The sequence below is a fragment of the Dyella sp. genome (assembly GCF_035685805.1).
Taxonomy (GTDB): Bacteria; Pseudomonadota; Gammaproteobacteria; order Xanthomonadales; family Rhodanobacteraceae; genus Dyella_A.
Window position 1 is genome coordinate 19,492 of sequence record NZ_DASSAB010000035.1, and the last position, 26,354, is coordinate 45,845.

Sequence of the window (26,354 nt, forward strand, 5' to 3'; positions counted from 1 at the left end):
GGGTTGGCCCGCGTAGTGCCCGGTCTCCCGGCTACTGTGGTGCCGTGCATAGGGCAAGAAATGGGTAGCTATCTTTTATGTGCCCGGAAATGACGGAATAAACCGTATGGTGGGGCCGAAAAAAAAGCCCTCCGCTCGAAGAGCGAAGGGCTTTGTCAGACGACCTTGATGGCGCGTTAGATGGCCTTTGCCAGCACTTCGGCCAAGCCGACATAGCCACCCGGCGTGAGATCCAGCAGGCGCTGCTTGGCATCGGCCGGCAGGTCCAGTCCGGTGATGAAGGTGCGCATGGATTCCTGGGTGATGCCCTGGCCGCGGGTGAGCGCCTTGAGCTGTTCGTACGGCTCAGGCAGGCCGTAGCGGCGCATGACGGTTTGCACGGCTTCGGCGAGCACTTCCCAGCTGGCGTCGAGGTCGGCCGCGAGGCGGTCGGCGTTGACGTTGAGTTTGCCCAGGCCCTTGGCCAGCGATTCCAGCGCCACCAGCGTGTGGCCGAAGGCGGTGCCCAGAGCGCGCAGCACGGTGGAGTCGGTGAGGTCGCGCTGCCAGCGGCTGATCGGCAGCTTTTCAGCGAAGTGGCCGAGCAGCGCGTTGGCCAAGCCGAAGTTGCCTTCGGCGTTCTCGAAGTCGATCGGGTTGACCTTGTGCGGCATCGTGGACGAGCCGACTTCGCCGGCCTTCAGCGTCTGCTTGAAGTAGCCCAGCGAGATGTAACCCCAGATGTCGCGGGCCAGGTCGATCAGCACGATGTTGGCGCGGCGCACGGCGTCGCAGTATTCGGCCACGCCGTCGTGCGGCTCGATCTGGGTGGTGTAGGCGTTGTAGCCGAGATCCAGGCTCTCGACGAAGCGCTGCGAGAAGCCGCGCCAGTCCAGCTCGGGGTAGGTGATGGCGTGGGCGTTGTAGTTGCCCACGGCGCCGTTGATCTTGCCGCTGATCTCCACCTCGGCCAGCTGCTTGCGCTGGCGTTCCAGACGGGCGACCACGTTGGCCAGCTCCTTGCCGAGCGTGCTGGGCGAGGCGGTCTGGCCGTGGGTGCGCGAGAGCATCGGCAGGTTGGCGTGGGCGTGGGCCATGGTGCGCAGGCTGGCGATGATCTTGTCGAACGACGGCAGCAGCACGTCGGTACGTGCGTCGCGCAGCATCAGTGCGTAGGAGAGGTTGTTGATGTCCTCGCTGGTGCAGGCGAAGTGCACGAACTCCTTGGCCTGGGCCAGCGCGGCGTCGGAGCCGATGCGCTCCTTGATGAAGTACTCCACCGCCTTGACGTCGTGGTTGGTGGTGGCCTCGATCGCCTTGATGCGGCTGCCGTCCTCGACGCTGAAGTTCGCGGCGATGACCTTCAGCGCGTCGATCTGCGCCGGGGCAAAGGCGGGCAGTTCGGCGATCGCCGGTTCGGCGGCCAGCGCCAGCAGCCACTCGATTTCCACATGAACGCGCCGGTGCATGAGTCCGTACTCGCTGAAGATCGGACGCAGCGGCTCGGCCTTGCTGGCGTAACGGCCGTCCAGCGGGGACAGGGCGGTAAGGGCGTGGGTGGACATCGGCGCGTTCCGGCAACGGGAAAACGGCGATTTTACATGGCGGCCCCCTGTGACGGCTCACGCGCTGCCGCCGTTGTAGGAGCCCGCTCGCGGGCGATGCTCTTTGGCCTTGACGTGGGTTCAGAGCGAGGAGCATCGCCCGCGAGCGAGCTCCTGCAAGCGGAGGACGGGGCGGCTTTTCGTGGTGCTTACGGGTAGGCGCTTATAGTGCGGCGGTCTTTTCCAAGGAGTGTGGCCATGAGCGGCTTTCGCATCGAGCACGACAGCATGGGTGAGTTGAAGGTGCCAGCCGAGGCGCTGTACGGGGCGCAGACGCAGCGCGCGATCGACAACTTTCCGATCTCCGGCCTGGCGCTGCCGCGCGGGTTCATCCGGGCGCTGGGGCTGATCAAGGCGGCGGCGGCTGAAAGCAACCTGGCGCTCGGGCATCTGAAGAAGGGCCAGGCCTCGGCTATCCGCAAGGCGGCGCTGGCGGTGGCGGACGGCCAGTTCGACGACCAGTTCCCGATCGACGTGTTCCAGACTGGCTCGGGCACCAGCACCAACATGAACGCCAACGAGGTGATCGCGCACCTGGCGGCCAAGGGCGGCGGCAAGGTGCACCCCAACGATCACGTCAACTACGGGCAGAGCTCCAACGACGTCATCCCCACCGCCATCCACGTCAGCGCCACGCTGATGAGTGCGGAGGAGCTGCTGCCGGCGCTGAAGCACCTGAAGAAGACCATCGCGCGCCGTGCGCGCGAGCTGAAGAACGTTGCCAAGACCGGCCGCACGCACCTGATGGATGCCATGCCGATCACCTTCGGCCAGGAACTGTCCGGCTGGGGTGCACAAATCGACTCGGCGATCGAGCGGATCGAGGACGCGCTCAAGCGCATGCGCCGGCTGCCGCAGGGCGGCACCGCGGTGGGTACCGGCATCAACGCCGACCCCAGGTTCGGCGCGGGCATGGCGAAAGAGCTGAAGAAGCTCACCGGGCAGAAATTCGAGTCGGCGCAGAATTACTTCGAGGGCATGGCCGCGCAGGACGCCGCGGTGGAATTGTCTGGCGCGCTGAAGACGCTGGCGGTGGCGCTGATGAAGATCGCCAACGACCTGCGCTGGATGAACTCCGGTCCCCTGGCGGGGCTGGGCGAGATTGAGCTGCCGGCGCTGCAGCCGGGCTCGTCGATCATGCCGGGCAAGGTCAACCCGGTGATTCCCGAGGCCGCTGCGATGGTGGCGGCGCAGGTGATCGGCAACGACGCCACGATCACCGTGGCCGGCCAGTCCGGCAACTTCCAGCTCAACGTGATGCTGCCGTTGATCGCCTACAACCTGCTGCAGTCGATCGGCCTGCTGGCCAACGTGTCGCGGCTGCTGGCGGACAAGGCGATCCTCGGCTTCAAGGTCAACGTGCAGCGGGTGAACGAGGCGCTGGCGATGAATCCGATCCTGGTGACGGCGCTGAACCCGGTCATCGGCTACGAAAAGGGCGCGGCGCTCGCCAAGCAGGCGTACAAGGAGAAGCGGCCGATCCTGGACGTGGCGCTGGAGACCACGGGCCTGTCAAAGGACGAGCTGAAGAAGCTGCTCGATCCGATCAAGCTGACCAAGGGTGGCATCCACGGCGGCGGTGGCGGCGGCTGAGCGCCGCACCTTTCTCGCTGGTGTGCGCAGCCATGAACGAACAACGCCCGGGCGAGGGTCTCGCGCCGGGAGTCACGGGCACGATGCGGATCGATCAGGGGTGCGGGTGCATCAGGGCTCCCAGCTCACCCGCCGGGAGCGCGACGTCGATGTCATGCCCGCCGCCATGCACGGACAAGCGTGCCGGATCCTGCATGTGCGCATTGGCATAGGCCAGCAGTTGCTGGACATGAGACACCGCATGACCATCGATCGCGGTGATCCGGTCGCCCTTGTGCAGGCCATCGTGGCCGTCGGGCAGGATCGTTCCGACGGTGATGCCCTTGCCGTCTTCCGAGCTCAACTCCAGCGCCTGCCCGTGCGCACCTTTCCAGCTCAGGCTCTCGGTGGTGCTGTGCATCTGCACGTACCAGCCCGCGTTGGCCGGCGGCGCTGCTGCGCCGGCCAGGAGCAGGGTGGCGATCAGTGTGGTGTAACGCATGGGATTCTTCCTTGAAAAACCTGTGGGATAGGCTGACCGCGAAAGCGGTCAGTCGTCGTTGCCGTCGTCCTTGCCGCATTCCTCCACGTCCTTCTGGGTCATGGTGGCGTAGGGGCGGAACTCCGGCATGGCTGCGGCCAGCTTCTGCTGTGAGGCGAGCATGTCGGGCAGGCGCAGGCAGAGCTTGGCGGCGGCGGCCTCGATCTGCGCGGTCTGGGGCTTGATGCGCGCCTCGATCTCCTTGTCGCTCTTGCCGGTAAGCGCACCCCAGATCGCCTCCTTGGCCGCCTGCGTGCCCAGGTTGGCGCCGTGCTCGCCGATCTCCATGCCGGCCTCGGCGATGCCGATGATCTGCTGGCGGTAGTCCACCAGCATGGTGTGCTGCTCCGGCGTGGCGGACACGGTGTTGCCGGCGATCACCAGGTTTCCCTGCGGCGTGATGACGGCCTTGGGCAGGTCGCGGTGGTCGGCGCCGTCGTTGTCCCGGTCATGGCCGACGTGGACGTTGTTGATGTCGATGTCCTGGGTGAGCAGCTCCTTCCTGGCCTGCTGCATGCCTTTGTGGATTTCCTCGGAGATCATCGACGGGGAGGATTGGTCGTGCGCTTCGGTGACGGCCTGCGCGGCGTTGTCGTCGTTGTGTGCGCCGGTCTGGCTGCACGCGGCCAGCGGCAGCAGCGATGCCAGCGCCAGAGCGCTGGTGGTGATCACTCGGCGGGTGATGGCGGTGCTTTTCATGAGATGTCTGCCTGCTTGGGAGGATGGGTGTGTTCGCAGTGGCCGGAGCTTCCCGCTCGGGGTTGGGCCGGGCAGGACGAGCCGGTCAAGGGCGGCGCGGTCAGGAGCGGTGGACGACGGTGTCGTTCTTGCAGTCGGCCACGGACTGCCCGGTGATCAGGTGCGCGTAGGGCTTGAACGCGGGCAGCTGCGCAGCGAGCCCGTCCTGTGCGGTCTGGATGTCGACCGGGTCGTTGCAGATCTTCCCGGCGGATTGCTCCACGGCCTTGGCCTGGGCATCCACGTTTTTCTGCATGGTGTCGCCGTCGCCGTGCAACAGGCTGGAGGCGACCCCCTTGAGCGCGACGCCGGCCACCTTTGCGCCGGCCTTGCCGGTCTCGATGCCGTGCATGCGCACCGCGGCGGCTGCTGCGTAGTACTGCTTGAGCAGCGCGCGCTGGGCGTCGTTCACGGCGACGTCCTTGCCGTCGATGCGCAGGGTGCCGTTGGCGTCGATGGTCGCCTCGGGCGCGCCATCGGGACGGAGCACGGCATGGTCCCCGCGCACCTTGATGCTGCCGTCGGCAATGCTGGTATCGCTCCAGCGTGAGCTGCCGTCGTGATGGCTGCAGCCAGCGAGCAGGGCGATGGCGAGAAGGGGGCAGGCAAGGGAACGGGCAGACATGGAAGGATCCTCTAGTTGGGACGGATGGAGTTGCCGATTCGGCAAGCGGTGGTGGCGACCGGTCAGTCCGACAACAGCGGTTTCAGCGTCGGCCAGGCATTGTCCAGCATGATCGCCTGCGCCGCGGCGGTGGGGTGGATGCCGTCGTCCAGCAGGAGCGCCGGATGGTCCGAGACGCCGGCCATCAGCGACGGCAGCAGGGCGACCTGCTCTTGCCGCGCGACCTCGGCATAACTCTGGTGCAGCATGTGCGCGACGCCATCGCGGTCCAGTTGCGCCGGAACCTCGAAGCCGAGCACGGCCACGCGCGCCCCCGACGCCTTGGCCATGTCGATCAGGCCCACCATGCGCTGGCGCAGTTCGCTTGCCGAGGCGCCCAGGATGGCGTCGTTCGCACCCAGTTCCAGCACCACCACCTGCGGGTGGTGACGGGCCAGCAGCCCGGGCAGCTCGGCCTGCGCGTCGGCGAGCGTCTTGCCGCCGCGACTGGCATTGACCACGACGGTGCCGCGGTCGGGGCCGCTGTCCAACCGGTGCTGCAGCAGCGTGACCCAGCCGGCCTCGGTGGGGATCCGGTGGGCGGAGCTCAGGCTGTCCCCGACCAGCAGCACCGTGGTGGCCGGTTGGGCCGTCGCCGCGGTGACCGGGGCAACAGAGGAGGCCAGTACGGCGGCGAGCAGAGCGGTAACGATCGAGCGCATCGGTGTTCCTCGGGGTGCAGTTGCCCGATCGGGCCGACCGTTGTCGGACCGTGGGGCAAGCGGTGGGCGGTTGAATGCGCGGTGGGTGCGCGGGGTGCAGGCGATGCGGGGATCGGCGCTGCGGAGAAGCCCGGGCGGGCCGTTGCGGCCCGCCCGTCAATCGTCAGCTGTCGTCGCGCCAGCGGCGGAACCAGGTAGCGGCGGCGATCAGGGCGGCGCCAGCCAGCACGCCGATCCAGAGGTTGGCCGAGCCGAGGATCTGGTAGGTCTGCCCCAGATCGAGCAGGCCGAGCTCATTGCCGTTGCCGACCGAGAAGCCGTGCGAGCTGGCCATCAGGCTGCCGCCGGGGAACGCGCTGAGCAGTCCGCGCTGCACCACGTTGACCCAGAACCAGGTGGTCGGCAGGTTGAACAGGCCCATGATGCCGAACCAGCTGATCAACAGGCCCGCCGCCACCGGCAGAGCCACCGCCCACAGGAAGGGCTTGCTGCGTGACCAGGCCGAGCAGAACAGCAGCCAGCCGACGGTCGGCAGCGCCCAGAGCAGGTAGATCGGGATGTAGCCGATCAGGTTGGCCATGACCCGGAACGGGTGGGCCAGCACCAGCAACTGCCACACGTTGACGCCGTGGAAGGACAGGGTGACGGCCAGGATCAGCAGCTGCGCCATGCCCACCACGATGCCGACCACGATCGCGATCACCGGAGCCAGTACCGTGGCGCTGATCACCTTGGAGAGCACGGTGCCGGCGTTGGAGATCGGCAGCGACTTCCAGAACAGGATGCTGCGATCGCGACGGTCGTCATAGAGCGCGCCGAGGCAGTAGAAGAACACCACGAAGCCGAGCACCACGGCGATGATGCCGATGGCCGAGTACATCGCCACGTCCAGCGCCAGTCCGACCTTGCTCAGGTCGCCGGCGTCCATGCGGCTCATCAGCGTTCGCAGCTCGCCGCCGGCACCGAAGTGGATGCCGTGCTGCGCGCCGATCACCTCGGCCGTGATGATGCCCATGAGGTTGAGCAGCAGGAAGATGCCTCCGGTGATCACGGGCGCCCAGAAGAAGCCGCCCTTGTGCTCCCAGAATTCGCGTTTCACCAGCCAGTACATGTTGTTCAAGCCGAGGGTCTTCATGCGTAGGTTCCCTTCATGGTGGCGACGAACAGGTCACTGACCGAAGGCCGGCGCGTCTCGCCCAGCCCCTCGAGCACGGCCCGGTCGGCACCGTCGAACAGAAAGATGCTCTTGCCAAACACCTGGCGCTCGTCCAGCGGGCGCATGGCGCGGGCGGCGGCGGCACGGTCGGCATTTACAAGCACTTCGATGAAACGCTCGCCGATGGCATCCATGTCCGCGTCGAGCACGATCTTGCCGTCGCGGATGAACATCAGGTCGGTAAGGATGTGCTCCACCTCTTCCACCTGGTGGGTGGTGACGATGATGGTCTTGTCCTCGTCGAAGTAGTCCTCCAGCAGGTTCTGGTAGAACTGCTTGCGGTAGAGGATGTCCAGGCCCAGCGTGGGCTCGTCCAGCACCAGCAGGCGGGCGTCGATGGCCATCACCAGCGCCAGGTGCAGCTGCACGATCATGCCCTTGGACATCTGCTTGACGCGCTGGTTGGGCGTGAGCTTGGTGCGCTTGAGGAACGCCTCGCACTTGGCGCGATCAAAGCGCGGATGCACGTGGGCGACAAAGTCCACCGCGTCGCGCACCCGCAGCCAGCGCGGCAGCACCGCCACGTCGGCGATGAAGCACACGTTTTCCATCAGCTCGTCGCGGTGCGTGCACGGGTTCAGGCCCAGCACATTGAGCTCGCCCTGGAACGGGGTGAGGCCCAGGATCGCCTTCAGGACGGTGGTCTTGCCGGCGCCGTTCGGGCCGATCAGGCCGACGATGCGCCCGGACGGAATCGAGAAGCTCACATTGTCCAGCGCGGCGGTGTTCTTGTAGCGCTTGCTCAGGCCGGTGGCGGTGATCACGGCGCTCATGATGTTTTCTCCGGGCCGTCATTGGCCTCGCGCAGCAGGGTTTTCAGATCCAGTCCGAGGCGCTGCAGCCGGGCGAAAAGCATCGGCCACTCCTCGCGCAGAAAGCGTTCACGCTCGGACTTCAGCAGTGATTCGCGCGCTCCATCGTTGACGAACATGCCCAACCCCCTCCTTTTTTCAACCAGTTGATCGTCGACCAGCTCCTGATAGGCCTTGGAGACAGTCAGCGGATTGATCTGAAAATCCGCTGCTACCTGGCGTACCGACGGCAGCGGGTCGCCCTCGTTCAAGGCGCCGTCCAGGATCATCGCCACGACGCGCTCGCGCAGCTGACGGTAGATCGGGACGCTGTCGTTCCAGGTAATGGTCATGTTTATTCCTTGCTGATACGGCCGAGCTTGTTGCCAAACGAATAGTAGGGCATGGCCATCTGGGTCCCGACCAGGCGGATGTCCGCCTCGGCGCGGTTGTCCAGCGTGCCGGCGGCCGTTGCGGCGGGCACGTTGAGGTAGGCCGTGAGCGCCGCGGCGCGCAGATCCTGCGCGGTCGGGGTGACATTGACCGGGGCCAGGTCGATCACGCGTACGCCGTTGATTTCGGCGACGGGGACGCGGGCGATGCCGTGGTTCATGGAGGCCAGGCCGGCGGCGGTGATAAGGACGGCGGCGGACAGTGCAAGCAGGTTCGGGGTTTTCATGATGTGTCTCCTAGTGCTCTCGTGGACCGGTGGTGTAGTGAACTATAACACCACATTTCGAGCCGTCAATAGATGGCCGCACGATTGGCAACATGACTGATGGCCTATGCCGTAAAACGGCGCTACCAAGCCGTTCTCGCGGTGCAGGAGCCGAGTCGCGCTAGGCTTGGGCGCCTTTGCGAACAGGAGACGGAGCGATGGATCTGGGACTTTCCGGCCGCCGGGTGGTGATCACGGGAGCCAGCAAGGGGATCGGCCTGGCCTGTGCGCATGCCTTTGCGGCCGAAGGCGCCGCCGTGGTGGGACTGGCCCGCTCGGCCGACGGGCTGGCTCAGGCACGCGAGGCGCTGGCCGCCGCCGATCATGCGATGGCCGTGTGCGCGGTGGACCTGCGTGATGCCGCCGCGACGCGGGAGATCTTCGACCGCATCGCGGCCGAGCACGGTCCGGTCGACGTGCTGGTGAACAGCGCGGGCGCCGCCCGGCGTCGACCGCCCCACGAGCTCGATGCCGCGGCATTGCACGAGGCGATGGACGCGAAATACTTCACGTACATGCATGCCGTCGACGCGGTGATCCGCGCCATGGCCGCGCGCGGCCAGGGCGCCATCGTCAACGTGATCGGGCAGGGCGGGCGGCAGGCGAATGCACTACACATCGGTGGCGGCGCGGCCAATGCGGCGCTGATGCTGGCCACGGTCGGCTACGCACAGGCTTATGCGGCGCAGGGCGTGCGGGTGAACGCGATCAACCCCGGCATCACCCGCACCGCCCGCATGGAGGAGGGCCTGGCCGCAGCGATGCGCGCGTCCGGTATCGACCGATCGACGGCGCTGGCACAGCAGATGGCCGGCGTGCCGATGGGGCGTCCGGCCGAGCCGGCGGAAGTGGCGGACCTGGCCGTGTACCCGGCGTCGGCGCGGGCCGCTTACGTCACCGGGGCGATCGTGCCGATGGACGGTGGCAAGGCTTCGGTGATTTGAGGGTGCTCTGATCAACCCTCCTGGACATCACCGCGCCGTTGCGAATCGAGCATGTCAGGCCGTGGCTGTCCGCCCGCATGCGTTTGTCGCGGCGACTCGACAGAAGGGCCGTCTGCCTTCCGCGCTCCTCCATGCCGGGCGCATCCATGCGACCTCCCCGCGCACGCCGGCCATGCCGTATGTGCGGACGGACAGCCACGGCGGCGCCTTGCACTGGGTCAACCGGAGCACCTTCTGAAGATGCCCCGCGGCGCATCACTGCGCCGCGTATACCTGCTTGCCGCCGACCCAGGTCTGCAGCACGCGGGTCTTCCAGATATCGGCGGGCGGGCCGGCGATGATGTCGCGGTCGATCAGGATGAAGTCCGCCCACTTGCCGGGTTCGAGCGTGCCGAGCGTCTCTTCGGCGTGCTCGGCATAAGCGGCGCCCAGTGTGAACGCGCGCAACGCCTCGGTGCGCGTCATCGCCTGCTGCGGATACCAGCCGCCCGGCGGCTGGCCCTGGTGATCCTGGCGCGTCACGGCGGAGTACAGGCCGAAGAACGGGTTCGGCGACTCCACCGGGAAGTCCGAGCCGCCGGCGATCACCGTGCCCTGGTCAAGGAAGGTGCGCCAGGCGTAGGCGCCGGCCATACGATCGTGGCCGATACGCGCCTCGGCCATGTTCATGTCCGAGGTGGCGTGGGTGGGCTGCATCGAGGCGATCAGGTCGAGCGTCTTGAAGCGGGGGATGTCGCTCACCGCCACGATCTGCGCGTGCTCTACGCGGTTGCGGAACGCCTTGGCCGCTGGATACTTCTCGTACGCCGCGGCGTAGCTGTCGAGCACCTCGCGGTTGGCGGCATCGCCGATGGCGTGGATGCACACCTGGTAGCCCTTGCCGAAGGCCTTCTCGATCATCGCGGTGAGCTGCGGCTGCGGCTGGAACAGCAGGCCGCGGTTGTGCGTGTCGTCGGAATAGGGCGACAGCAGCGCCGCGCCGCGGCTGCCCAGCGCGCCGTCGGCGTAGAGCTTCACCGCGCGCACGCTGAGGAAGTCGTTGCCGTAGCCGACCAGCGGGCCGTCCTGGCTGATGGTGTCGAAGTCGTCGCCGGTGTTGTGGATCATCGCGTAGATGCGCGCGGTGAGCTTGTGTGCATCCGCGTAGCGGCGATAGAGCCGGTAGGTGGCGGTGTCGATGCCGGGATCGCCCACGCCGGTGAGGCCCACCTTGGCCATCTCGGCCAGTGCGGCGTCCAGCGCGGCAGTCTGCTGGGCCGGGGTGGGGGTGGGCACCCTGGCGTTCACCAGGTCGGTAGCGCCATCGACAAAGACGCCGGAGGGATTGCCTTCGGCGTCGCGCTCGATGCGCCCGCCCTTGGGGTCGGCGGTTTTCGCGGTGACACCGGCAAGACGGATCGCCACGCTGTTGGCCCACGCGGCGTGGCCGTCCACGCGGCTCAGCCATACCGGGCGATCGCTCACCACGGCGTCCAGTTCCTTCGCAGTGGGGAAGCGGCCGAGCTTCCAGATCTCCTGGTTCCAGCCGCCGCCGATGATCCACGGTGCGTCGGGGTGCGCGTCGGCGTAGGCCTTGATCCGCGCCAGCGCCTCATCCAGCGAGCGGGTGCCGGTGAGGTCGACCTGGATGCTGGCGTAGCCCAGCTCCATCACGTGGCCGTGGGCGTCGATCAGCCCCGGCAGCAGCGTGCGGCCACCGCCATCGATGACACGTGCCGAGCCCGCCTTGGGCTGTATTGCGTCGAGCTTTCCGGTGGCTTCGACCTTGCCGTGATCGACCAGCAGCGCGTCGAAGCGCTGCAGCTGGCCGTGGCTGTCCAGCGTGTAGCCATTGACGTTCTTCACCAGCAGATCGGCGGCCATGGCCGGAGCGGCGAGCCCCAGCATCAGCGGCAGCGCCAGGCGCAGCATCGGTTTCATTTGCGTCGTCCTCGTCGGCCCGAGGCGGGCCGGGATGCCCGCCGCAGCCCGCATTGGAACATACCGGGACGCGCGTCTCCGAGCGCCGCACGCGGCGGCATCCCGAGGCGCCAGTCACGCCGCCTTGCGCAGCGCCAGCTCGCCGATCGCGGCGTGTGCCGCCTGCAGTGCGGCCTGCCTGGCCTCGTCACCCATCGCCACGCCCTCGGCGCGCACGAACACCACGTCGGTGATGCCGATGAAGCCCAGCGCCGTGCGCAGGTAGGGCTCCTGGAAGTCCATGGCAGCGGCAGGACCTTCGCTGTACTTGCCGCCGCGGCTGGAGGCGATGATCACGCGCTTGCCGCCGGCCAGGCCCTCGGGGCCGTTCGGCCCGTAGCGGAAGGTGCGGCCCGCCACCATTACGCGGTCCAGCCATGCCTTGAGCTGGGTGGTGATCGAGAAGTTGTACATCGGTGCGCCGATCACCACGACGTCGGCGTCGAGAAACTGCTGCAGCACCGCCTCGTTCCGCTGCGCCTCGGCGCTGGCCGGGTCGGCGTTGGGCAGCCAGTGCGACAGCGGCTCGGAGGCCAGGTCGTGGTAGGTGACCGCGGCGGTCTGTTCGTTCACAAGCTGCGCCACAATGGCCGCGGTGAGCTGGCGCGAGACCGAATGCGCGCCCAGGGCGCTGGTATCAAGATGAAGAACGTTCATGGCGAATCCTCGTGTGCATGCCGGAAAGCGGCGATGCACCCACGATATATCGCGAACAATAAACGGATAAGATAGGCAAATCCGGACGTATCGTCTTTACAGGGAAACGATCATGCATCCTATCGCGGGCGCCTTGCAGGACCTCAACGATCTGTACTTCTTCGCCGCCGTGGTCGAGCACAGCGGGTTCTCTGCCGCGGGCAGGGCGCTGGGCATTCCGAAGTCGCGATTGAGCAAGCGCGTGGCGCAGCTGGAGGACCGCCTGGGGGTGCGCCTGCTGCAGCGGACCACGCGGCGGTTCGTGGTCACGGAGGTGGGCGAACGCTTCTATACCCACTGCCGCGCGGTGCTGGAGGAAGCGCAGGCAGCACAGGATGCGGTGGACGAGCTGCGCGCCGAGCCGCGCGGCATCGTGCGGCTGAGTTGCCCGGTATCGCTGACCCAGACGGTGCTTTCCGAGGTCCTTCCGGATTTCCTGCTGCAGTACCCCAAGGTGCAGGTGCGGGTGCTGTCGAGCAATCGGCGCGTGGATGTGATCAGCGAAGGCTTCGATGTCGCCATCCGCGTGCGCAACAAGCTCGACACCGACGCCACGCTGGTGGTGCGTACCTTCGGCCAGTCACGCGTGCTGCCGGTGGCGAGCCCGCAGCTGCTGGCGGCGCACGGGGTTCCCCAGGTGCCGGGCGATCTCTCGGCGTTGCCGGCGTTGTCGCAGGCCGAGCACGATGGGGTGCAAAGCTGGGAGCTGCTCGACGCGTCCGGCGAGCGGGTGGTGGTGGATATCCAGCCGCGGCTGATCTGCGGCGACTTCGCGATGCTGCTGGAGGCGGCACGCCGCGGCGCGGGGGTGGCGATGTTGCCGGAATTCGTCTGCGCGCCGTGGGTGGCCCGCGGCGAACTGGAGGTACTGCTGCCGCAGTGGAGCGTGCCCGATGGCGTGATGCATTTCGTCTACCCCAGCCGGCGCGGTCAGTTGCCGGGCGTGCGGGCGCTGGTGGAGTTCCTCGCCGCACGGCTCCCGGATGCCTCGCGGCAGCAACACGAGGCCTGCAAGAAGGCTGCCGCCAGGCCGGTCGACGATGGCCACTGACGTGCGTGCTAGCATCGACGTTTAGCCATCCATACGTGCAGACCATGCAGATCACCAGCAAGCTCCCGAACGTCGGCACCACCATCTTCAGCGTGATGAGCCAGCTTGCCGTGGAGCACAAGGCGGTGAACCTGGGGCAGGGCTTTCCGGACTTCGAGCCGCCGCAGGCATTGCGCGATGCGGTGACGCGAGCGATGGCCGACGGCCGCAACCAGTACGCACCGGGAATCGGCCTGGCCAGCCTGCGCGAGGAAATCGCCCGCAAGACCCAGCGGCTGTATGGCCGCGTGGTCAATCCGGACAGCGAGGTCACGGTAACGTCGGGTGCCACCGAGGCGATCTTTGCTGCCATCGCCGCGCTGGTGCGCCAGGGCGAGGAGGTGATCGTGTTCGATCCCGCCTACGACTGCTATGAGCCGGCGATCGACCTGCAGGGCGCGCGTGCCGTGCATATTCCGCTGAGCCAGCCGGATTTCTCGATCGACTGGCAGCGCGTGCGCGACGCGATCACGCCGCGCACGCGGATGATCCTCATCAACAGCCCGCACAACCCGTCCGGCGCGGTGCTCTCCGCGGATGATCTGGATGCGCTGGCCGGGATCGTGCGCGATACCGACATCGTGGTGCTCTCCGACGAGGTGTACGAACACATCGTGTTCGACGGCGCCGCGCACCAGAGCGTGCTGCGTCATGTGGAGCTCGCTGCGCGCAGCGTGGTGGTGTCGAGCTTCGGCAAAACCTACCACTGCACCGGCTGGAAGGTTGGCTACGCGGTGGCGCCGGCGGCGCTGAGCGCCGAGTTCCGCAAGGTGCACCAGTACCTCACTTTTTGCACCTTTCATCCGGCGCAGGTCGCATTCGCCGAGTTCATGGCGAGCACGCCGGAGCACTACCTGGAGCTGCCGGCGTTCTACCAGGCCAAGCGCGACCGCTTCCGCGCGCTGCTGGCGCCGTCGCGGTTCAAGCTGCTCGACGTACCGGGCGGCTATTTCCAGCTGGTCGATTACTCGGCGATCCGCGACGAGGGCGACCTCGCATTCTGCGACTGGATGGTGCGCGAGGGTGGCGTGGCGGCGATCCCGCTGACCCCGTTCTGTGCCACGCCGCCGGGCACGCGCCTGGCGCGGCTGTGCTTCGCCAAGAGCGACGCCACGATGGAAGCGGCCGCCGAACGGTTGTGCCGGCTGTGAGCATCATGCAGCCGCTGACCGTCACGCTCGTGCAGGGCGCCACCCGCTGGCACGATGCCGAGGCCAATCGCGACTACTACGGTGCGCTGGTGCGTGCGCACGCCGGTGCAACCGATCTGTTCGTGCTGCCGGAGACCTTCCTCTCCGGCTTCAGCAACGACACCCGGGCCAGTGCCGAGGCCACCGACGGTGCCGGCGTCGCGTGGATGCGGAGCCTGGCTGCCGAGGTCGGCGCCGTGGTCACCGGCAGCCTCGCGCTGCGTGAGCACGACACGGTCTACAACCGTCTGCTGTGGGCCACGCCCGACGGCGATCTCCGGCAATACGACAAGCGCCACCTGTTCCGCATGGCCGGCGAACACACCCGCTACGGTGGCGGCCGCGAGCGGCTGATCGTCGAGTTGAAGGGCTGGCGGATCCTGCCGCAGGTCTGCTACGACCTGCGCTTCCCGGTGTGGTTGCGCAACCGGCGCAACGAAGCCGCTCCCGCGGGCATGGACTACGACCTCGCCCTGTTTGTCGCCAACTGGCCGGCCCCGCGACGCCAGCCCTGGCGCACACTGCTACGCGCGCGGGCGATCGAGAATCTCAGCTACGTCATCGGTGTGAATCGCGTCGGCGTCGACGGCAATGACCTCGCCTACGCCGGCGATAGCGCGGTGATCGATCCGGTCGGTGAACCGCTGGTGGAGCTCGGCGCGCAGGAACAGGTAGTCACGATCCGCATCGATCCGGCACCGCTGCTCTCGCATCGCGAACGTTTCCCCGCCTGGATGGACGCTGACGATTTCCAGCTGCTTCCGTAGCGGATGACAGACGTGTAGGGCTTTTCTCGACGCGCTTGTCGGTTCAGCGCGCGATGATCGCGAAACGGCGAAAATCCCGGGATTTCCTCCGTTTCGCTGTTGATCTCGGTCGCCGCCTCCCCGTAGCCTCTCGGCCATCCGGCACCGCCGGGGCACCTGCCCCTGGTCCGGCTTTTGTCGCGTCTTCAGGGGAAGAAACCGATGTCACGCATGGATGCGGGAGCGCGCGCCGAAATGCACGCGCCGACGCCGGCAGCAATGGCCGGCAGGGAATCGAAATCACCAACACCACTTCTCGGCCGCCCCTCGGCGGTGCGCCCCTAGCGCTCCACTCGCGGCGCCCCGCCTGAGCAGCGCACGCGGCACCTGACACCGGCGAACTTTTCTGCGGCTTTCCCACGGAAGGCACGGGACTGCCTTGTCCCGCTTCAACCCCGGCGGCCCTGGCCGCAACTGTTCCACTTGTGCAATCACCACGGAGTAACCATGAGAATTGACTCTCTTAAGCACGGCCTGCTCGCAGCGGCCATCGCCGCCACCATGAGCCTGACCGGTTGTTCCACCATGCAGACCGGGGGCGGCAAGAATCCGGTAAGCGGCTCGGCCGGAGGGGCGAACGCCACCAACGCCAATCCGACTCTCGAGCACTGCGCCAAGCCGCTGGGTACGCTGGCGGTGGAGGAGGATGAAGGCGAGCCGTGGTACGCGGTGCTGACCCAGCAATACCACCTCCCAGCCACCACGCCGCTCATCCGCATGATGATCCAGCAGAGCAATTGCTTCGTGGTGGTCGACCGCGGCCGCGGCATGACGTCGATGATGCGCGAGCGCGACCTCGCGGCGTCAGGCGAGCTGCGTAGCAGCAGCAATCTGCGTCCGCACCAGATGGTGGCCGCCGATTACGTGGCGACGCCGAACATCCAGTTCTCCCAGAACACCGGCGGTGGCGCGGCCGGTCTGGCTGGCCTCTTGCCCTACGGCGCGCTGATCGGCGCCGTGGCCGGTTCGATGAAGACCAGCGAGGCCTCTACCACCTTGATGCTCACCGACACCCGCTCGGGCGTACAGGTGGCGATCGCCCAGGGCAGTGCAAAGAACACGGACTTCGGCTTTGGCGGCATCTTTGGTGGTGGTGGTGCCGTGGGTGCGGCGGGTGCCTATGCAAAGACGCCTCAGGGAAAGGTCATCGCCTCGGCATTCCTCGATTCCTACAACCAGATGGTCAAGGCGGTACGCGAATATGCGCCGCAGCGGGTCGCCGGCGGGCTCGGCACCGGGGGCGGTCTGAAGGTGGATGGTGATGGCAGCGCACCCTCGGTCGAGGGCTACTCGTTGCGCGACGCGCAGCGCAAGCTGGCGTCGCTGGGACTTTACAGCAGCAAGGTAGATGGCTTGCCCGGCCCTGGCACATCGTCGGCGATCAGCAAGTTCCAGCGCATCCGTGGCCTGGGTGTTACCGGCCAGCTGGACTCGGCAACCATGGAAGCCCTGCGGCAGTGACGATGGCCGTGCGCTAGCGCGCTGCAAGCCTCGAACAAAAAAGCCGGCGTCCTTCACCCATGGGTGGAGAGCGCCGGCTTTTTTTCGTCACCCCGGGTGACGGCGATGGCGTGGATCAGCGATTGCCGCCCCGGTTGCCACCGCGCCCGCCGCCGGGCGGGCGACCGCCGCTGCCCGAGCCGGGCGAGCGGTTGCCACCGCGTCCGCCGGCCGGGCGGGCGCCCTGCGGCTTGCCGGCACGGTTGCCGCTGCGCGCGGCGCCGCCGCTGGCCGGAGCGCGTGCCTCACCGCCGCGACCGCCGGCGAAACCGCTGTAAGGACTGTTGCCGCCGGCGCGGGGAGCGCCAGGCTTGCCGCCACCGGGGCGGCGCTTGCCAGCGCCACCGGGTTTGCCGGGGTTGCTGCTCGGCCCGCCGCTGTAGCCATCGCGCGTCTCGCCGGCGAACCAGGTGCGCACGGAAGGCAGCTCCTGGCCCGGTGCGACGCGCTTCCCGCCGCGGCCCTTGCGCGGCGCAGCGTTGCCGCGCTCCGGCCTTGCGACATTGCCGTTGACCTCGCGGCCCGGCGCGCGCCGCGGCTTGCCGCGGGTCGGCTCGTCGCGGATGCGGTCGAACGCGCGCAGTTCGCGCGCCTCGTCAGCCGCGCCGCTGCTCCAGGCGGTGGCACTGCCACGCTCCGGGCGGTATTCGGTGACGTTGCGGTTGGCTCGACGCTGGTGCAGCACCGGGCTGAGCGTGAGTACGGGCTGGGGCGAGCCCAGGCCGGTCACCTTGCGCAGCTCCTTCACGGCCTCCTCGCCGAGCGCCTCGCAATCACCGCGGCGCAGCGCGCGCGGCAGCTGCACGGTGCCGTAACGGATGCGCTTGAGCCGGCTGACCAGAAAACCCTGCGAATCCCACAGGCGGCGCACCTCGCGATTGCGGCCTTCGCGGATGACCACGCGGAACCAGCTGTGGCTGCCGCCGCGGCTGATCACGGCGATCTCGTCGAAGCGCGCCGGACCGTCCTCCAGCTCCACGCCGGCCTTGAGCTTCTCGATCATCTCGTCGGGAACCTCGCCGTGCACGCGGCACAGGTACTCGCGCTCCAGCGCGCTCTTGGGATGCATCAACGCGTTGGCCAGCTCGCCATCAGTGGTGAGCAGCAGCAGACCCGTGGTGTTGATGTCGAGCCGGCCTACCGCCACCCAACGTGCGCCTTTCAGGCGCGGCAACTGCTCGAAAACGGTGGGCCGACCCTCGGGGTCGTCACGGGTGCTCATCACGCCTTCGGGCTTGTGATAGACGAGCACTTCGGTCTCGTCACGGTTGTCGGTGGCAACCACGAACTGTTTGCCGTCCAGCACCACGCGGTCGCCGGCGTGGACGCTGGCGCCGATCGTGGCGGGCGCACCGTTGAGCTCGACTTCACCGGCCTGGATGCGCTGCTCCAGCATGCGGCGCGAACCGAGGCCGGCGTTCGCCAGCACCTTGTGCAGGCGCTCCTCGATCTGCGGTTCGTTCTCGGCGCGTGCCGAGCGTTTGAGGGTAAGTACGGATTTTTGCGGCGCAGTCATGCGCGTGACTCCTTAGGAATGCTTCTCGTCGGCGCCGTCGTCGGCGGCCGCGGGGTTCGCTGCCTCATCGGCAGTATGGATGCCGGCTTCCGGCGCCATGGGCGCTGCGGGTCCGGATGAAGTTGTTTCGGCGTCGCCAGCCGGGATGGCTTCGCTGTCGTCGCTCGACTGACCGGAGGCCGTGTCGCTGGCCTCTGCTGCGTGTTCGGTACTGCCGGTGGTGGCGCTGCCCATTGTCTCGTGCGCGTCGGTGGCCGCGGCTTCGGAGGGCTCGCCCGCTTCCGCCTCCGGGTCGATCGGCAGATCCCGCACGATCCGAGCCGGTAGCGGATCGGCTTCGAAGCGCAATTGCGGGTCTTCCATGTCGCGGATCTCCGACAGCGGCGGCAGCTCGTCCAGCGACTTCAGGTTGAAATAGTCCAGAAACGCCCGGGTGGTGCCGAACAGGGCCGGCCGTCCCGGCACGTCGCGATGGCCGACGACGCGGATCCAGTCGCGCTCCTCCATCGTCTTGATGATGTTGGAAGACACCACCACGCCACGGATCTGCTCGATCTCCGGCCGGGTAATCGGCTGGCGGTAGGCAATCAGCGCCAACGTTTCCAGCAGCGCACGCGAGTAGCGGCTGGGCCGCTCGGTCCACAGCCGCGACAGCCATGGATGGACGTCCTGCCGCACCTGATAGCGGAAACCGGACGCGACTTCCTTCAATTCCACGCCGCGCCCGGCGCAGTCCTCCGCCAGCGATTCCAGCGCACGCGCAATCTGCTCGCGCGCCACTTCGTCCTCTTCGCCGAACAACTCGGCCAGTTGCTGCACCGTCATGGGATGACTCGATGCGAGCAGGGCAGCCTCGATGATGGGTTTGAGCTGCGCCGGTTGAAGCGGCGCGCGGGCCGGAGCGGCGGTTTCCAGGGCGGCGTCGTTCTGTTCCACGTCACTCATAAGCCGAAGTTTCTCCAGCGGTTTCGTCACCAGCTTGGTCGTCTTCCCGTGAGGCCTGTTCGCCGGCGAGCGTCGCCCTGGCCTTCACATAAATCGGCGCCAGCGGCGCTTCCTGCACGATCTCCACCAGCATTTCCTTGGCCAGTTCCAGCATCGCAAGGAACGTGACCACCACACCCAGACGCCCCTCCGCGGGGTCGAACAGCGACTCGAAGCGCTGGAAGTTCGGCCCTTCGAGCCGGCCCAGCAGCTCGCCCATGCGCTGGCGCACGCTCAGGGCTTCGCGTTTGATTGCGTGGTGCCCGAACAGCTCGGCACGATGCATCACGTCCTTGAGCGCCAGCAGCATTTCCTTCAGATCCAGCGGCGGCGGCAACCGGATCACGTTGCGCTCGCCGGTATCGACCTGCACCGGCACCGTGTCTCGCTCGACGCGGGGCAGGGCCTCGATGTCCTCGGCGGCCTTCTTGAACCGCTCGTACTCCTGCAGCCGACGGACCAGTTCGGCGCGCGGGTCTTCCTCCAAGCCGTCCTCGCTTGGTGGCCGCGGCAGCAACAGCCGCGATTTGATCTCGGCCAGGATGGCCGCCATCAGCAGGTATTCCGCCGCCAGCTCCAGCCGCATCACGTCGCGCATCAGCTCGATGTACGTCATGTACTGGCGGGTTATCTCGGCCACCGGGATATCGAGGATGTCCAGGTTCTGCCGGCGAATCAGGTACAGCAGAAGATCCAGCGGCCCCTCGAAGGCCTCGAGGATCACCTCCAGCGCGTCCGGCGGGATGTACAGATCCTGTGGCATCTGCAGCATCGGCTCGCCCCGCACGATGGCCAGCGGCATTTCCTGCTGCTGCGGCATCGACGCGAAGATGTCCGGCGCGGTGGATTGGGTCTGAGGCTCGGTTGGCTCAGTGCTCATCAAGGCAAGTCGTTGGGCCACTGCCTGTATCCGGCAGGGTTGCACACGATCGAAATCGGGCCCGTCCGTCCGGCTTGCGCCGAAGGATGCGGGGCTTGTGTACGCGCCGGGCGGGCCGCGCCACCAAGAAAACACCTGTTGCTGATGCTCGGCCGCGGCGTGTCGTGCGCCTTGTTTGCGAGAGCGTCGGATCGGCCGTTGCCTGGCCTGCATCCATCCGGTCGTTGGCAACCGCTGGGCGTCCGGTCCGGGAGATGAGCCACGGTCGAGGCGCGCTTGCCGCCAGGCGTTCGGGACGCTAGGGGCGTTTCAGTCGGTCGGCTGAGAGCATCGGATGTGGTCGTCGGGACGCTCTCCACTGCCTCGCCGGCAGGATGGCGCCACGTCTTAACCCCATGAATGGCCCACAGCGTAGCCGCTGGCGCGGGGCAAGTCCAGCCACCAAGCACGACGAGGATGTGACGATAACTGCCGCAGAGGGTCCATCGCAGGCGTGATGGGGCAGGCTGACGAGAGCGCTACGAAGATGCGGCGCGCCTGGCTGTAGCCGATGCGGTAATCGCGCACTGGCACAGCGCTTGCTTCGCTTACGTTGTGGACGAGTCTGTCTGCCGATGCGATGGCCAATCGTGCTGCGATGTCGAGGCAGGGGATGAGATACTCGACGGCACGTTCCAGCAGGGATTGGCCGGCGCCGATGGGCACTCCCGGGAACCCGGCAAGCGAGGGAACATGATGGCGATAGAGAAAAATGCGACGCGAGTGGAGCACGAGCATCTGCGCCCGGCCCGCATGCGCATCGAGACCACGGTACTGATGAGTCGCGTGGACCAGTCCCACCCGACCGAACTGGTCGACATCTCCGCGACCGGGCTGCTCGTGCGCCGTCCGCTCGGCTGGAAGGGCGAGCTGGGGGAACCGTGGGTGCTGGACATGATTTTCGGCAACGATCTGCACATCCACCTCGAGGCGACGGTGGCCCGGATTTCCGATCACCACCTGGGTTACGCCTATTCGCGTATCCCGGAAGACAAGCAGGTGCCGCTGTGGAACCTGCTCGGTGGCTACGCCGACATTCTCGAGCACTGGCGCAACTGAGCTTTCGATCCACGCCGCTGCTGAAAAGCCAAACGCCCGCTTTCGCGGGCGTTTGCTTGTACGGCCTTGCCGTTGCGGTCAGTGGGTGGTCGCGGCGACGCGGGTTTCATCGCGCAGCTCGCGACGCAGGATCTTGCCGACGTTGGTCTTGGGCAACTCGTTGCGGAACTCGATCAGCTTGGGACGCTTGTAGCCGGTGAGGTTCTCGCGGCAGAACTCCCGCAGCTCGTCCTCGCCCAGCGCGGGATCTTTCCGCACGACGAAGATCTTCACCACTTCGCCCGAATGCTCGTCGGCAACGCCGACTGCAGCCACTTCCGACACGCCCGGGTGCTGCATCACGATGTCCTCGACCTCGTTCGGATACACGTTGAAGCCCGAGACCAGGATCATGTCCTTCTTGCGATCGACGATATACACGTATCCGTTGGCATCCATCCGCGCAATGTCGCCGGTATGCAGCCAGCCATCACTGCCGAGCACCTTGGCGGTCTCGTCGGAGCGGTTCCAGTAGCCCTGCATCACCTGCGGCCCACGCACCATCAGCTCACCCACCTCGCCGATCGGCAGCGGCTGGTTTTCCTCCGACCAGATGGCGACGTCGGTGGAGGGAATCGGCAGGCCGATGGAGCCGTTGTATTCCTTCAGGTCCAGCGGGTTGATGCACACGGCTGGCGCGGTTTCGGTCAGGCCGTAGGCCTCCGCGAGGGTGCAGCCGGTGACCTTTTTCCAGCGATCCGCAACGGCGCGCTGCACCGCCATGCCACCGCCAAGGCTCAGCCGAAGCCGTGAGAAATCAAGTTGTTCGAAGCCGGGCGTGTTGAGCAGGCCGTTGAAGAGCGTATTGACTCCAGTGATTGCGGTGAAGCCCGACTTCGCCAGCTCCTTCACGAACCCCGGCATGTCGCGCGGATTCGTGATCAGCCAGCTCAAGCCGCCGAGGCGGGTGAAGACCAGGCAGTTCGCGGTCAGGGAAAAGATGTGATACAGCGGCAGCGCGGTGATGATCACCTCTTCGCCAACCCGCGTGTTCCGGCCGATCCATACGCCGGCCTGCAGCATGTTGGCGATCATGTTGCCGTGGCTGAGCATCGCGCCCTTGGCGACGCCGGTGGTCCCACCGGTGTATTGCAGGAAGGCGAGATCGCCGTGATCGAGCGTCACCTTCGGCATCGTGTGGTGACTGCCGCGCGACAGCGCGTCGGAAAAGCGAATGGCCTGCGGCAGGTGGAACGCCGGCACCATCTTCTTGACGTGCCTGGCGACCGTATTGACGATCATGCCCTTGAGCCCGCCCAGCTGATCACCGACTCCGGTGGTGATGACGTGCTGCACGTGGGTTTCCCCCACCACGTGCTCAACGGTGGCGGCGAAGTTGTCTAGCACCACGATGGCTTTTGCGCCGGAATCGTCCAGCTGATGCTTGAGCTCGCGCGGCGTGTACAGCGGATTAGTGTTGACCACCACGAGGCCGGCGCGCAGCGCCCCGAACAGCGCGATCGGATACTGCAGCACATTGGGCATCATGATCGCGATGCGGTCGCCCTTGACCAGCTTCAACTCGCCGGTGAGGTAGGCCGCGAAGTGCGCACTGAGCGCATCGATCTGGCCGTAGCTGAGCTTCTTGCCGAAGCTGGCGAAGGCGGGACGATCCTTGAAGCGTTCGAAGGCCTCTTCCAGTACCGCAACGACCGAGGCATAGGCGCTCATGTCGATCTGTGCGGGGACACCATCCGGATAGTTGTCCAGCCACGGACGCTCGTTGCTCATGTGATCCTTCGCTCCTGACCTAGGGATGATCGCCGCGACCCCTGTGTGCCCCGGCCGTCGACACGCCGCGGCATTGGAGCATACGCTCGCGTATAGCGGCAAGCCGCGCCGCAGCGAGATCGGAGCGTCATGAAGAAGTCCCGCAACCCATGGTGGATCTCGCTTGCCTGCGTGCTTCTGTGCCTCGTCGGCGGGTGCCGCAGGACGCCCGACGAGGTGGCCGTGAGGCAGGCGGTGAACTCGGCACAATCAGCGGCGGAGCAGGTCGACGCCGCGGATTTCAGCGCGTATCTGGCCGATGATTTCTCCGGCAACGAGGGCGACGTGGATCGCCGGCAGCTGGTGAACCTGTTGCGTGTGGCACGGCTACGCGACGAGTCGATCCACGTGCTGATGGGGCCGGTGACGGTCGAGCCGCGCGGCGCCCGCTATGTCGCGCGCTTCACCGTCACGCTGACCAGCGGCGGTCGGCTGCTGCCTTCGGACATGGGCGTGTACGAAGTGGAGAGCGCATGGCGCCGCGAGGGCGGCGACTGGATCTGCTATGCCGCCAGCTGGAAACGCCCGCTCTGATGCACCTGCGCCCATGAAAACTGCGCCCACGAAAAACGCCGCCCGAAGGCGGCGCTTCTTTCATCACGGACTTCGCGCGCGGCGACCGGAGCAAGACGGTCGCCGCGTGGGTCAGGCCGCCTTCCTGTTCGCCAGCTGGCGCAGTACGTACTGCAGGATGCCGCCGTGACGGAAGAACTCGCGCTCCTTCGGCGTGAGCAGCATCACATGCACCGTGAACTCCTTCTTGCTGCCATCCGGCGCGGTGGCGGTCACCTTCGCCTGCTTTGAATGGCCATCTTCCAGCCCGGTGATGTCGAAGGTTTCCTTGCCCGTGAGGCCCAGCGTCTGGGCGTTCTCGCCGGCCTTGAAGTTGCATGGCAGCACGCCCATGCCCACCAGGTTGGAGCGATGGATGCGCTCGAAGCTCTCGGCGATCACCGCCTTCACGCCCAGCAGCAGCGTGCCCTTGGCAGCCCAGTCGCGCGACGAGCCGGTGCCGTACTCCTTGCCGGCCAGCACCACCAGCGGCGTGTTCTCGGCCTTGTACTTCATCGCCGCGTCGTAAATCGCCATCTGCTCACCGGAGGGCACGTGCAAGGTGTAGCCGCCCTCGACGCCGTCCAGCATCAGGTTCTTGATGCGGATGTTGGCGAAGGTGCCTCGCACCATCACGTCGTCGTTGCCGCGGCGCGAGCCGTAGGAGTTGAAGTCCTTCGGCTCCACTCCCTTGGAGATCAGGAAACGGCCCGCCGGGCTGTCCTTCTTGATCGAGCCGGCCGGCGAAATGTGGTCGGTGGTGATGGAGTCGCCGAACAGGCCCAGCGCCCGCGCGCCGTGGATGTCCTCCACCGAACCGGGCTCCTTGCTCATGCCGTCGAAGTAAGGCGGGTTCTTGATGTAGGTGGAGTCGTTCCAGTCGAATAGCGCGCCATCGGGCGAGGCGATCTGGTTCCAGCGGCTGTCGCCCTTGAACACATCGGCATAGTTCTTGTTGAACATCTCCGGGTTGATCGAGCCGGCGATGGCGTCGGAGATTTCCTGGTTGGTCGGCCAGATGTCCTTCAGATACACCGGCTGGCCGTCGCTGCCCGTGCCGATCGCATCCTTGGTCAGGTCGATATGCAGGGTGCCGGCCAGCGCGTAGGCGACCACCAGCGGCGGCGAGGCCAGGTAGTTCATCTTCACTTCCGGATGCACGCGCCCTTCGAAGTTGCGGTTGCCAGAGAGCACTGAAGCCACCGCCAGGTCGCCCTCGGCGATGCCCTTGCTGATTTCGGTCGGCAGCGGCCCGGAGTTGCCGATGCAGGTGGTGCAGCCGTAGCCGACGATGTAGAAGCCGATCTTCTCCAGCTCCTCCAGCAGGCCGGTCTTCTTGAGGTAGTCCGTGACCACCAGCGAGCCCGGGCCGATCGAGGTCTTAACCCACGGCTTGGCCTTGAGCCCCTTCGCAGCGGCTTTCTTGGCCACCAGGCCGGCGCCCAGCATCACCGCCGGGTTGGAAGTGTTGGTGCACGAAGTGATGGCCGCGATCACCACCGAGCCGTCATGCAGGCTGAACTTCTCGCCGTCCTTCTCCACCCGCACGCCGCCGTTGGTGATTTCGTTGGCCGGGTTGCCCACCGCGGTGGCACCGCCTTCGCTGGCGAAGTCCGAGGCCTGGTCGTTGACCGGCTTGCGGTTGGCGGTCAGGGTGGTCACGGCGTCCAGGTAGCTCTGCTTGACGCTCTCCAGCAGCACGCGATCCTGCGGGCGCTTCGGGCCGGCCAGCGACGGGCGCACGTCGGCGAGATCAAGCTCCAGCGTGGTGGTGAAGGTCGGCTCGACTGCGTTCTCGTCGTGCCACATGCCCTGCGCCTTGGCATACGCCTCGACCAGGGCGATCTGCTCTTCGCTGCGGCCGGACAGGTGCAGGTAGTTCAGCGCTTCCTTGTCGATCGGGAAGATGCCGCAGGTGGCGCCGTATTCCGGCGCCATGTTGGCGATGGTGGCGCGATCGGCCAGCGGCAGGTGCTTGAGCCCCGAACCGAAGAACTCGACGAACTTGCCGACCACGCCGAGCTTGCGCAGCATCTGGGTTACGGTGAGCACCAGGTCCGTGGCGGTGACGCCCTCGTTGAGCTTGCCGGTGAGCTTGAAGCCCACCACCTGCGGAATCAGCATGGAGGAGGGCTGGCCCAGCATCGCCGCCTCGGCCTCGATGCCGCCCACGCCCCAGCCCAGCACGCCGATGCCGTTGATCATGGTGGTGTGCGAGTCGGTGCCGAACACGGTGTCCGGGTAGGCCCAGTTCTCGCCGTTGGCGTCGTTGGTGAATACCACACGGGCCAGATGCTCCAGGTTCACCTGATGCACGATGCCGGTGCGCGGCGGCACCACCTTGAAGTTGTTGAAGGCCTTCTGGCCCCAGCGCAGGAAGCTGTAGCGCTCCTGGTTGCGCTCGAACTCGATCTCGACATTCTTTTCCAGTGCCGACTCGGAGCCGTAGGCATCGACCTGCACCGAGTGGTCGATGACCAGCTCGGCTGGAGCCAGCGGATTGATCTGGGTGGCATCGCCGCCGAGCTTCACCACGGCGTCGCGCATGGCGGCCAGGTCGACAACACAGGGCACGCCGGTGAAATCCTGCAGCACCACGCGCGCGGGCATGAACGCGATCTCGGTGTCCGGCTCGGCCTTGGCGTCCCACCGCGCAATCGCTTCGATCTCCCTGGCCGTGACGTTGACGCCATCCTCGTGGCGCAGCAGGTTCTCCAGCAGGATCTTCAGCGAGTACGGCAGGCGCTTGAGGTCGAACTGCTGGCCCAGCTTGGCCAGGCTGGCAAACTGATAGGACTTGCCATTGGCTTCGAGCGTGTCACGTACCGAGAATGAATCTTTCATG

Annotated in this window: 24 protein-coding genes; 8 read left to right on the forward strand and 16 right to left on the reverse strand. The window is 66.7% G+C overall.

What is annotated here, in order from left to right:
- Positions 1 to 176 precede the first annotated feature (176 nt).
- The gene (gene purB, locus VFG40_RS08945; RefSeq protein WP_324897006.1) at positions 177 to 1,544 is read right to left on the reverse strand and encodes an adenylosuccinate lyase; all 1,368 of its coding nucleotides are present in this window, start codon (positions 1,542 to 1,544) and stop codon (positions 177 to 179) included.
- Positions 1,545 to 1,781: 237 nt separating this feature from the next.
- On the opposite strand from purB, the gene VFG40_RS08950 reads away from it, so the two are divergent.
- Complete coding sequence (locus VFG40_RS08950; RefSeq protein WP_324897007.1) at positions 1,782 to 3,176, forward strand: class II fumarate hydratase; 1,395 nt, start codon at positions 1,782 to 1,784, stop codon at positions 3,174 to 3,176.
- Positions 3,177 to 3,270: 94 nt separating this feature from the next.
- On the opposite strand, the gene VFG40_RS08955 is transcribed toward VFG40_RS08950, so the two are convergent.
- The 8 genes from VFG40_RS08955 to VFG40_RS08990 form a co-directional block, all read right to left on the reverse strand.
- Complete coding sequence (locus VFG40_RS08955) at positions 3,271 to 3,657, reverse strand: hypothetical protein (protein WP_324897008.1); 387 nt, start codon at positions 3,655 to 3,657, stop codon at positions 3,271 to 3,273.
- A gap of 48 nt (positions 3,658 to 3,705) precedes the next feature.
- A complete protein-coding gene (locus tag VFG40_RS08960; protein WP_324897009.1) occupies positions 3,706 to 4,395 on the reverse strand; it encodes a YggN family protein in 690 nt (229 codons plus the stop codon).
- Between the two features lie 100 nt (positions 4,396 to 4,495).
- Complete coding sequence (locus VFG40_RS08965; RefSeq protein ID WP_324897010.1) at positions 4,496 to 5,059, reverse strand: DUF2884 family protein; 564 nt, start codon at positions 5,057 to 5,059, stop codon at positions 4,496 to 4,498.
- Positions 5,060 to 5,121: 62 nt separating this feature from the next.
- The gene (locus VFG40_RS08970; protein ID WP_324897011.1) at positions 5,122 to 5,760 is read right to left on the reverse strand and encodes a GDSL-type esterase/lipase family protein; all 639 of its coding nucleotides are present in this window, start codon (positions 5,758 to 5,760) and stop codon (positions 5,122 to 5,124) included.
- A 163-nt stretch (positions 5,761 to 5,923) separates the two neighbouring features.
- On the reverse strand, positions 5,924 to 6,895 hold the full coding sequence (locus VFG40_RS08975) for a hypothetical protein (RefSeq protein ID WP_324897012.1): 972 nt from the start codon (positions 6,893 to 6,895) through the stop codon (positions 5,924 to 5,926).
- Positions 6,892 to 7,749: an ABC transporter ATP-binding protein gene (locus tag VFG40_RS08980; RefSeq protein ID WP_324897013.1), complete on the reverse strand. Its 858-nt coding sequence runs from the start codon at positions 7,747 to 7,749 to the stop codon at positions 6,892 to 6,894. The genes VFG40_RS08975 and VFG40_RS08980 overlap by 4 nt, the downstream gene beginning before the upstream one ends.
- Complete coding sequence (locus VFG40_RS08985) at positions 7,746 to 8,120, reverse strand: GntR family transcriptional regulator (protein WP_324897014.1); 375 nt, start codon at positions 8,118 to 8,120, stop codon at positions 7,746 to 7,748. The genes VFG40_RS08980 and VFG40_RS08985 overlap by 4 nt, the downstream gene beginning before the upstream one ends.
- A 2-nt stretch (positions 8,121 to 8,122) precedes the next feature.
- Positions 8,123 to 8,446 carry a hypothetical protein gene (locus VFG40_RS08990; protein WP_324897015.1) on the reverse strand — a complete coding sequence of 108 codons (324 nt, stop codon included), beginning with the start codon at positions 8,444 to 8,446 and terminating at the stop codon, positions 8,123 to 8,125.
- A 197-nt stretch (positions 8,447 to 8,643) separates the two neighbouring features.
- Here VFG40_RS08990 and VFG40_RS08995 point away from each other — a divergent pair, with 197 nt between their 5' ends.
- A complete protein-coding gene (locus VFG40_RS08995; RefSeq protein ID WP_324897016.1) occupies positions 8,644 to 9,429 on the forward strand; it encodes an SDR family NAD(P)-dependent oxidoreductase in 786 nt (261 codons plus the stop codon).
- Positions 9,430 to 9,684: 255 nt separating this feature from the next.
- Here VFG40_RS08995 and VFG40_RS09000 read toward each other — a convergent pair whose 3' ends face one another.
- Positions 9,685 to 11,349, reverse strand: a complete 1,665-nt coding sequence (locus tag VFG40_RS09000) for an amidohydrolase (protein WP_324897017.1) — start codon at positions 11,347 to 11,349, stop codon at positions 9,685 to 9,687.
- A gap of 114 nt (positions 11,350 to 11,463) precedes the next feature.
- Positions 11,464 to 12,045, reverse strand: coding sequence for an FMN-dependent NADH-azoreductase (locus VFG40_RS09005; RefSeq protein ID WP_324897018.1), 582 nt, complete (start codon positions 12,043 to 12,045; stop codon positions 11,464 to 11,466).
- Positions 12,046 to 12,157: 112 nt separating this feature from the next.
- Here VFG40_RS09005 and VFG40_RS09010 point away from each other — a divergent pair, with 112 nt between their 5' ends.
- The 4 genes from VFG40_RS09010 (at position 12,158) to VFG40_RS09025 (ending at position 16,631) form a co-directional block, all read left to right on the forward strand.
- The gene (locus tag VFG40_RS09010) at positions 12,158 to 13,135 is read left to right on the forward strand and encodes a LysR substrate-binding domain-containing protein (protein WP_324897019.1); all 978 of its coding nucleotides are present in this window, start codon (positions 12,158 to 12,160) and stop codon (positions 13,133 to 13,135) included.
- 44 nt (positions 13,136 to 13,179) lie between these two features.
- Entirely contained in the window at positions 13,180 to 14,325 is a 1,146-nt protein-coding gene (locus VFG40_RS09015; RefSeq protein ID WP_324897020.1) for a pyridoxal phosphate-dependent aminotransferase, read from the forward strand.
- A gap of 5 nt (positions 14,326 to 14,330) precedes the next feature.
- Complete coding sequence (locus VFG40_RS09020) at positions 14,331 to 15,131, forward strand: amidohydrolase (RefSeq protein ID WP_324897092.1); 801 nt, start codon at positions 14,331 to 14,333, stop codon at positions 15,129 to 15,131.
- Positions 15,132 to 15,671: 540 nt separating this feature from the next.
- The gene (locus tag VFG40_RS09025; RefSeq protein WP_324897021.1) at positions 15,672 to 16,631 is read left to right on the forward strand and encodes a peptidoglycan-binding protein; all 960 of its coding nucleotides are present in this window, start codon (positions 15,672 to 15,674) and stop codon (positions 16,629 to 16,631) included.
- 115 nt (positions 16,632 to 16,746) lie between these two features.
- Here VFG40_RS09025 and VFG40_RS09030 read toward each other — a convergent pair whose 3' ends face one another.
- From VFG40_RS09030 to VFG40_RS09040, 3 genes are read right to left on the reverse strand one after another with little or no spacing between them, the layout of a single operon-like run.
- On the reverse strand, positions 16,747 to 18,186 hold the full coding sequence (locus VFG40_RS09030; protein WP_324897022.1) for a pseudouridine synthase: 1,440 nt from the start codon (positions 18,184 to 18,186) through the stop codon (positions 16,747 to 16,749).
- Positions 18,187 to 18,198: 12 nt separating this feature from the next.
- Positions 18,199 to 19,131: an SMC-Scp complex subunit ScpB gene (gene scpB / locus VFG40_RS09035; protein WP_324897023.1), complete on the reverse strand. Its 933-nt coding sequence runs from the start codon at positions 19,129 to 19,131 to the stop codon at positions 18,199 to 18,201.
- Positions 19,124 to 20,050: a segregation and condensation protein A gene (locus VFG40_RS09040; protein ID WP_414649278.1), complete on the reverse strand. Its 927-nt coding sequence runs from the start codon at positions 20,048 to 20,050 to the stop codon at positions 19,124 to 19,126. Before VFG40_RS09040 ends, scpB begins: the two co-directional genes overlap by 8 nt.
- Positions 20,051 to 20,785: 735 nt before the next feature.
- On the opposite strand from VFG40_RS09040, the gene VFG40_RS09045 reads away from it, so the two are divergent.
- A complete protein-coding gene (locus VFG40_RS09045; RefSeq protein ID WP_324897024.1) occupies positions 20,786 to 21,148 on the forward strand; it encodes a PilZ domain-containing protein in 363 nt (120 codons plus the stop codon).
- Between the two features lie 78 nt (positions 21,149 to 21,226).
- Here the strand turns inward: VFG40_RS09045 and VFG40_RS09050 are convergent, their stop codons facing one another.
- On the reverse strand, positions 21,227 to 22,918 hold the full coding sequence (locus VFG40_RS09050; protein ID WP_324897025.1) for an AMP-binding protein: 1,692 nt from the start codon (positions 22,916 to 22,918) through the stop codon (positions 21,227 to 21,229).
- Positions 22,919 to 23,047: 129 nt separating this feature from the next.
- Here VFG40_RS09050 and VFG40_RS09055 point away from each other — a divergent pair, with 129 nt between their 5' ends.
- Positions 23,048 to 23,491, forward strand: a complete 444-nt coding sequence (locus VFG40_RS09055) for a nuclear transport factor 2 family protein (RefSeq protein WP_324897026.1) — start codon at positions 23,048 to 23,050, stop codon at positions 23,489 to 23,491.
- A 111-nt stretch (positions 23,492 to 23,602) separates the two neighbouring features.
- Here the strand turns inward: VFG40_RS09055 and acnA are convergent, their stop codons facing one another.
- Entirely contained in the window at positions 23,603 to 26,353 is a 2,751-nt protein-coding gene (acnA, locus tag VFG40_RS09060; protein WP_324897027.1) for an aconitate hydratase AcnA, read from the reverse strand.
- Position 26,354 lies beyond the last annotated feature (1 nt).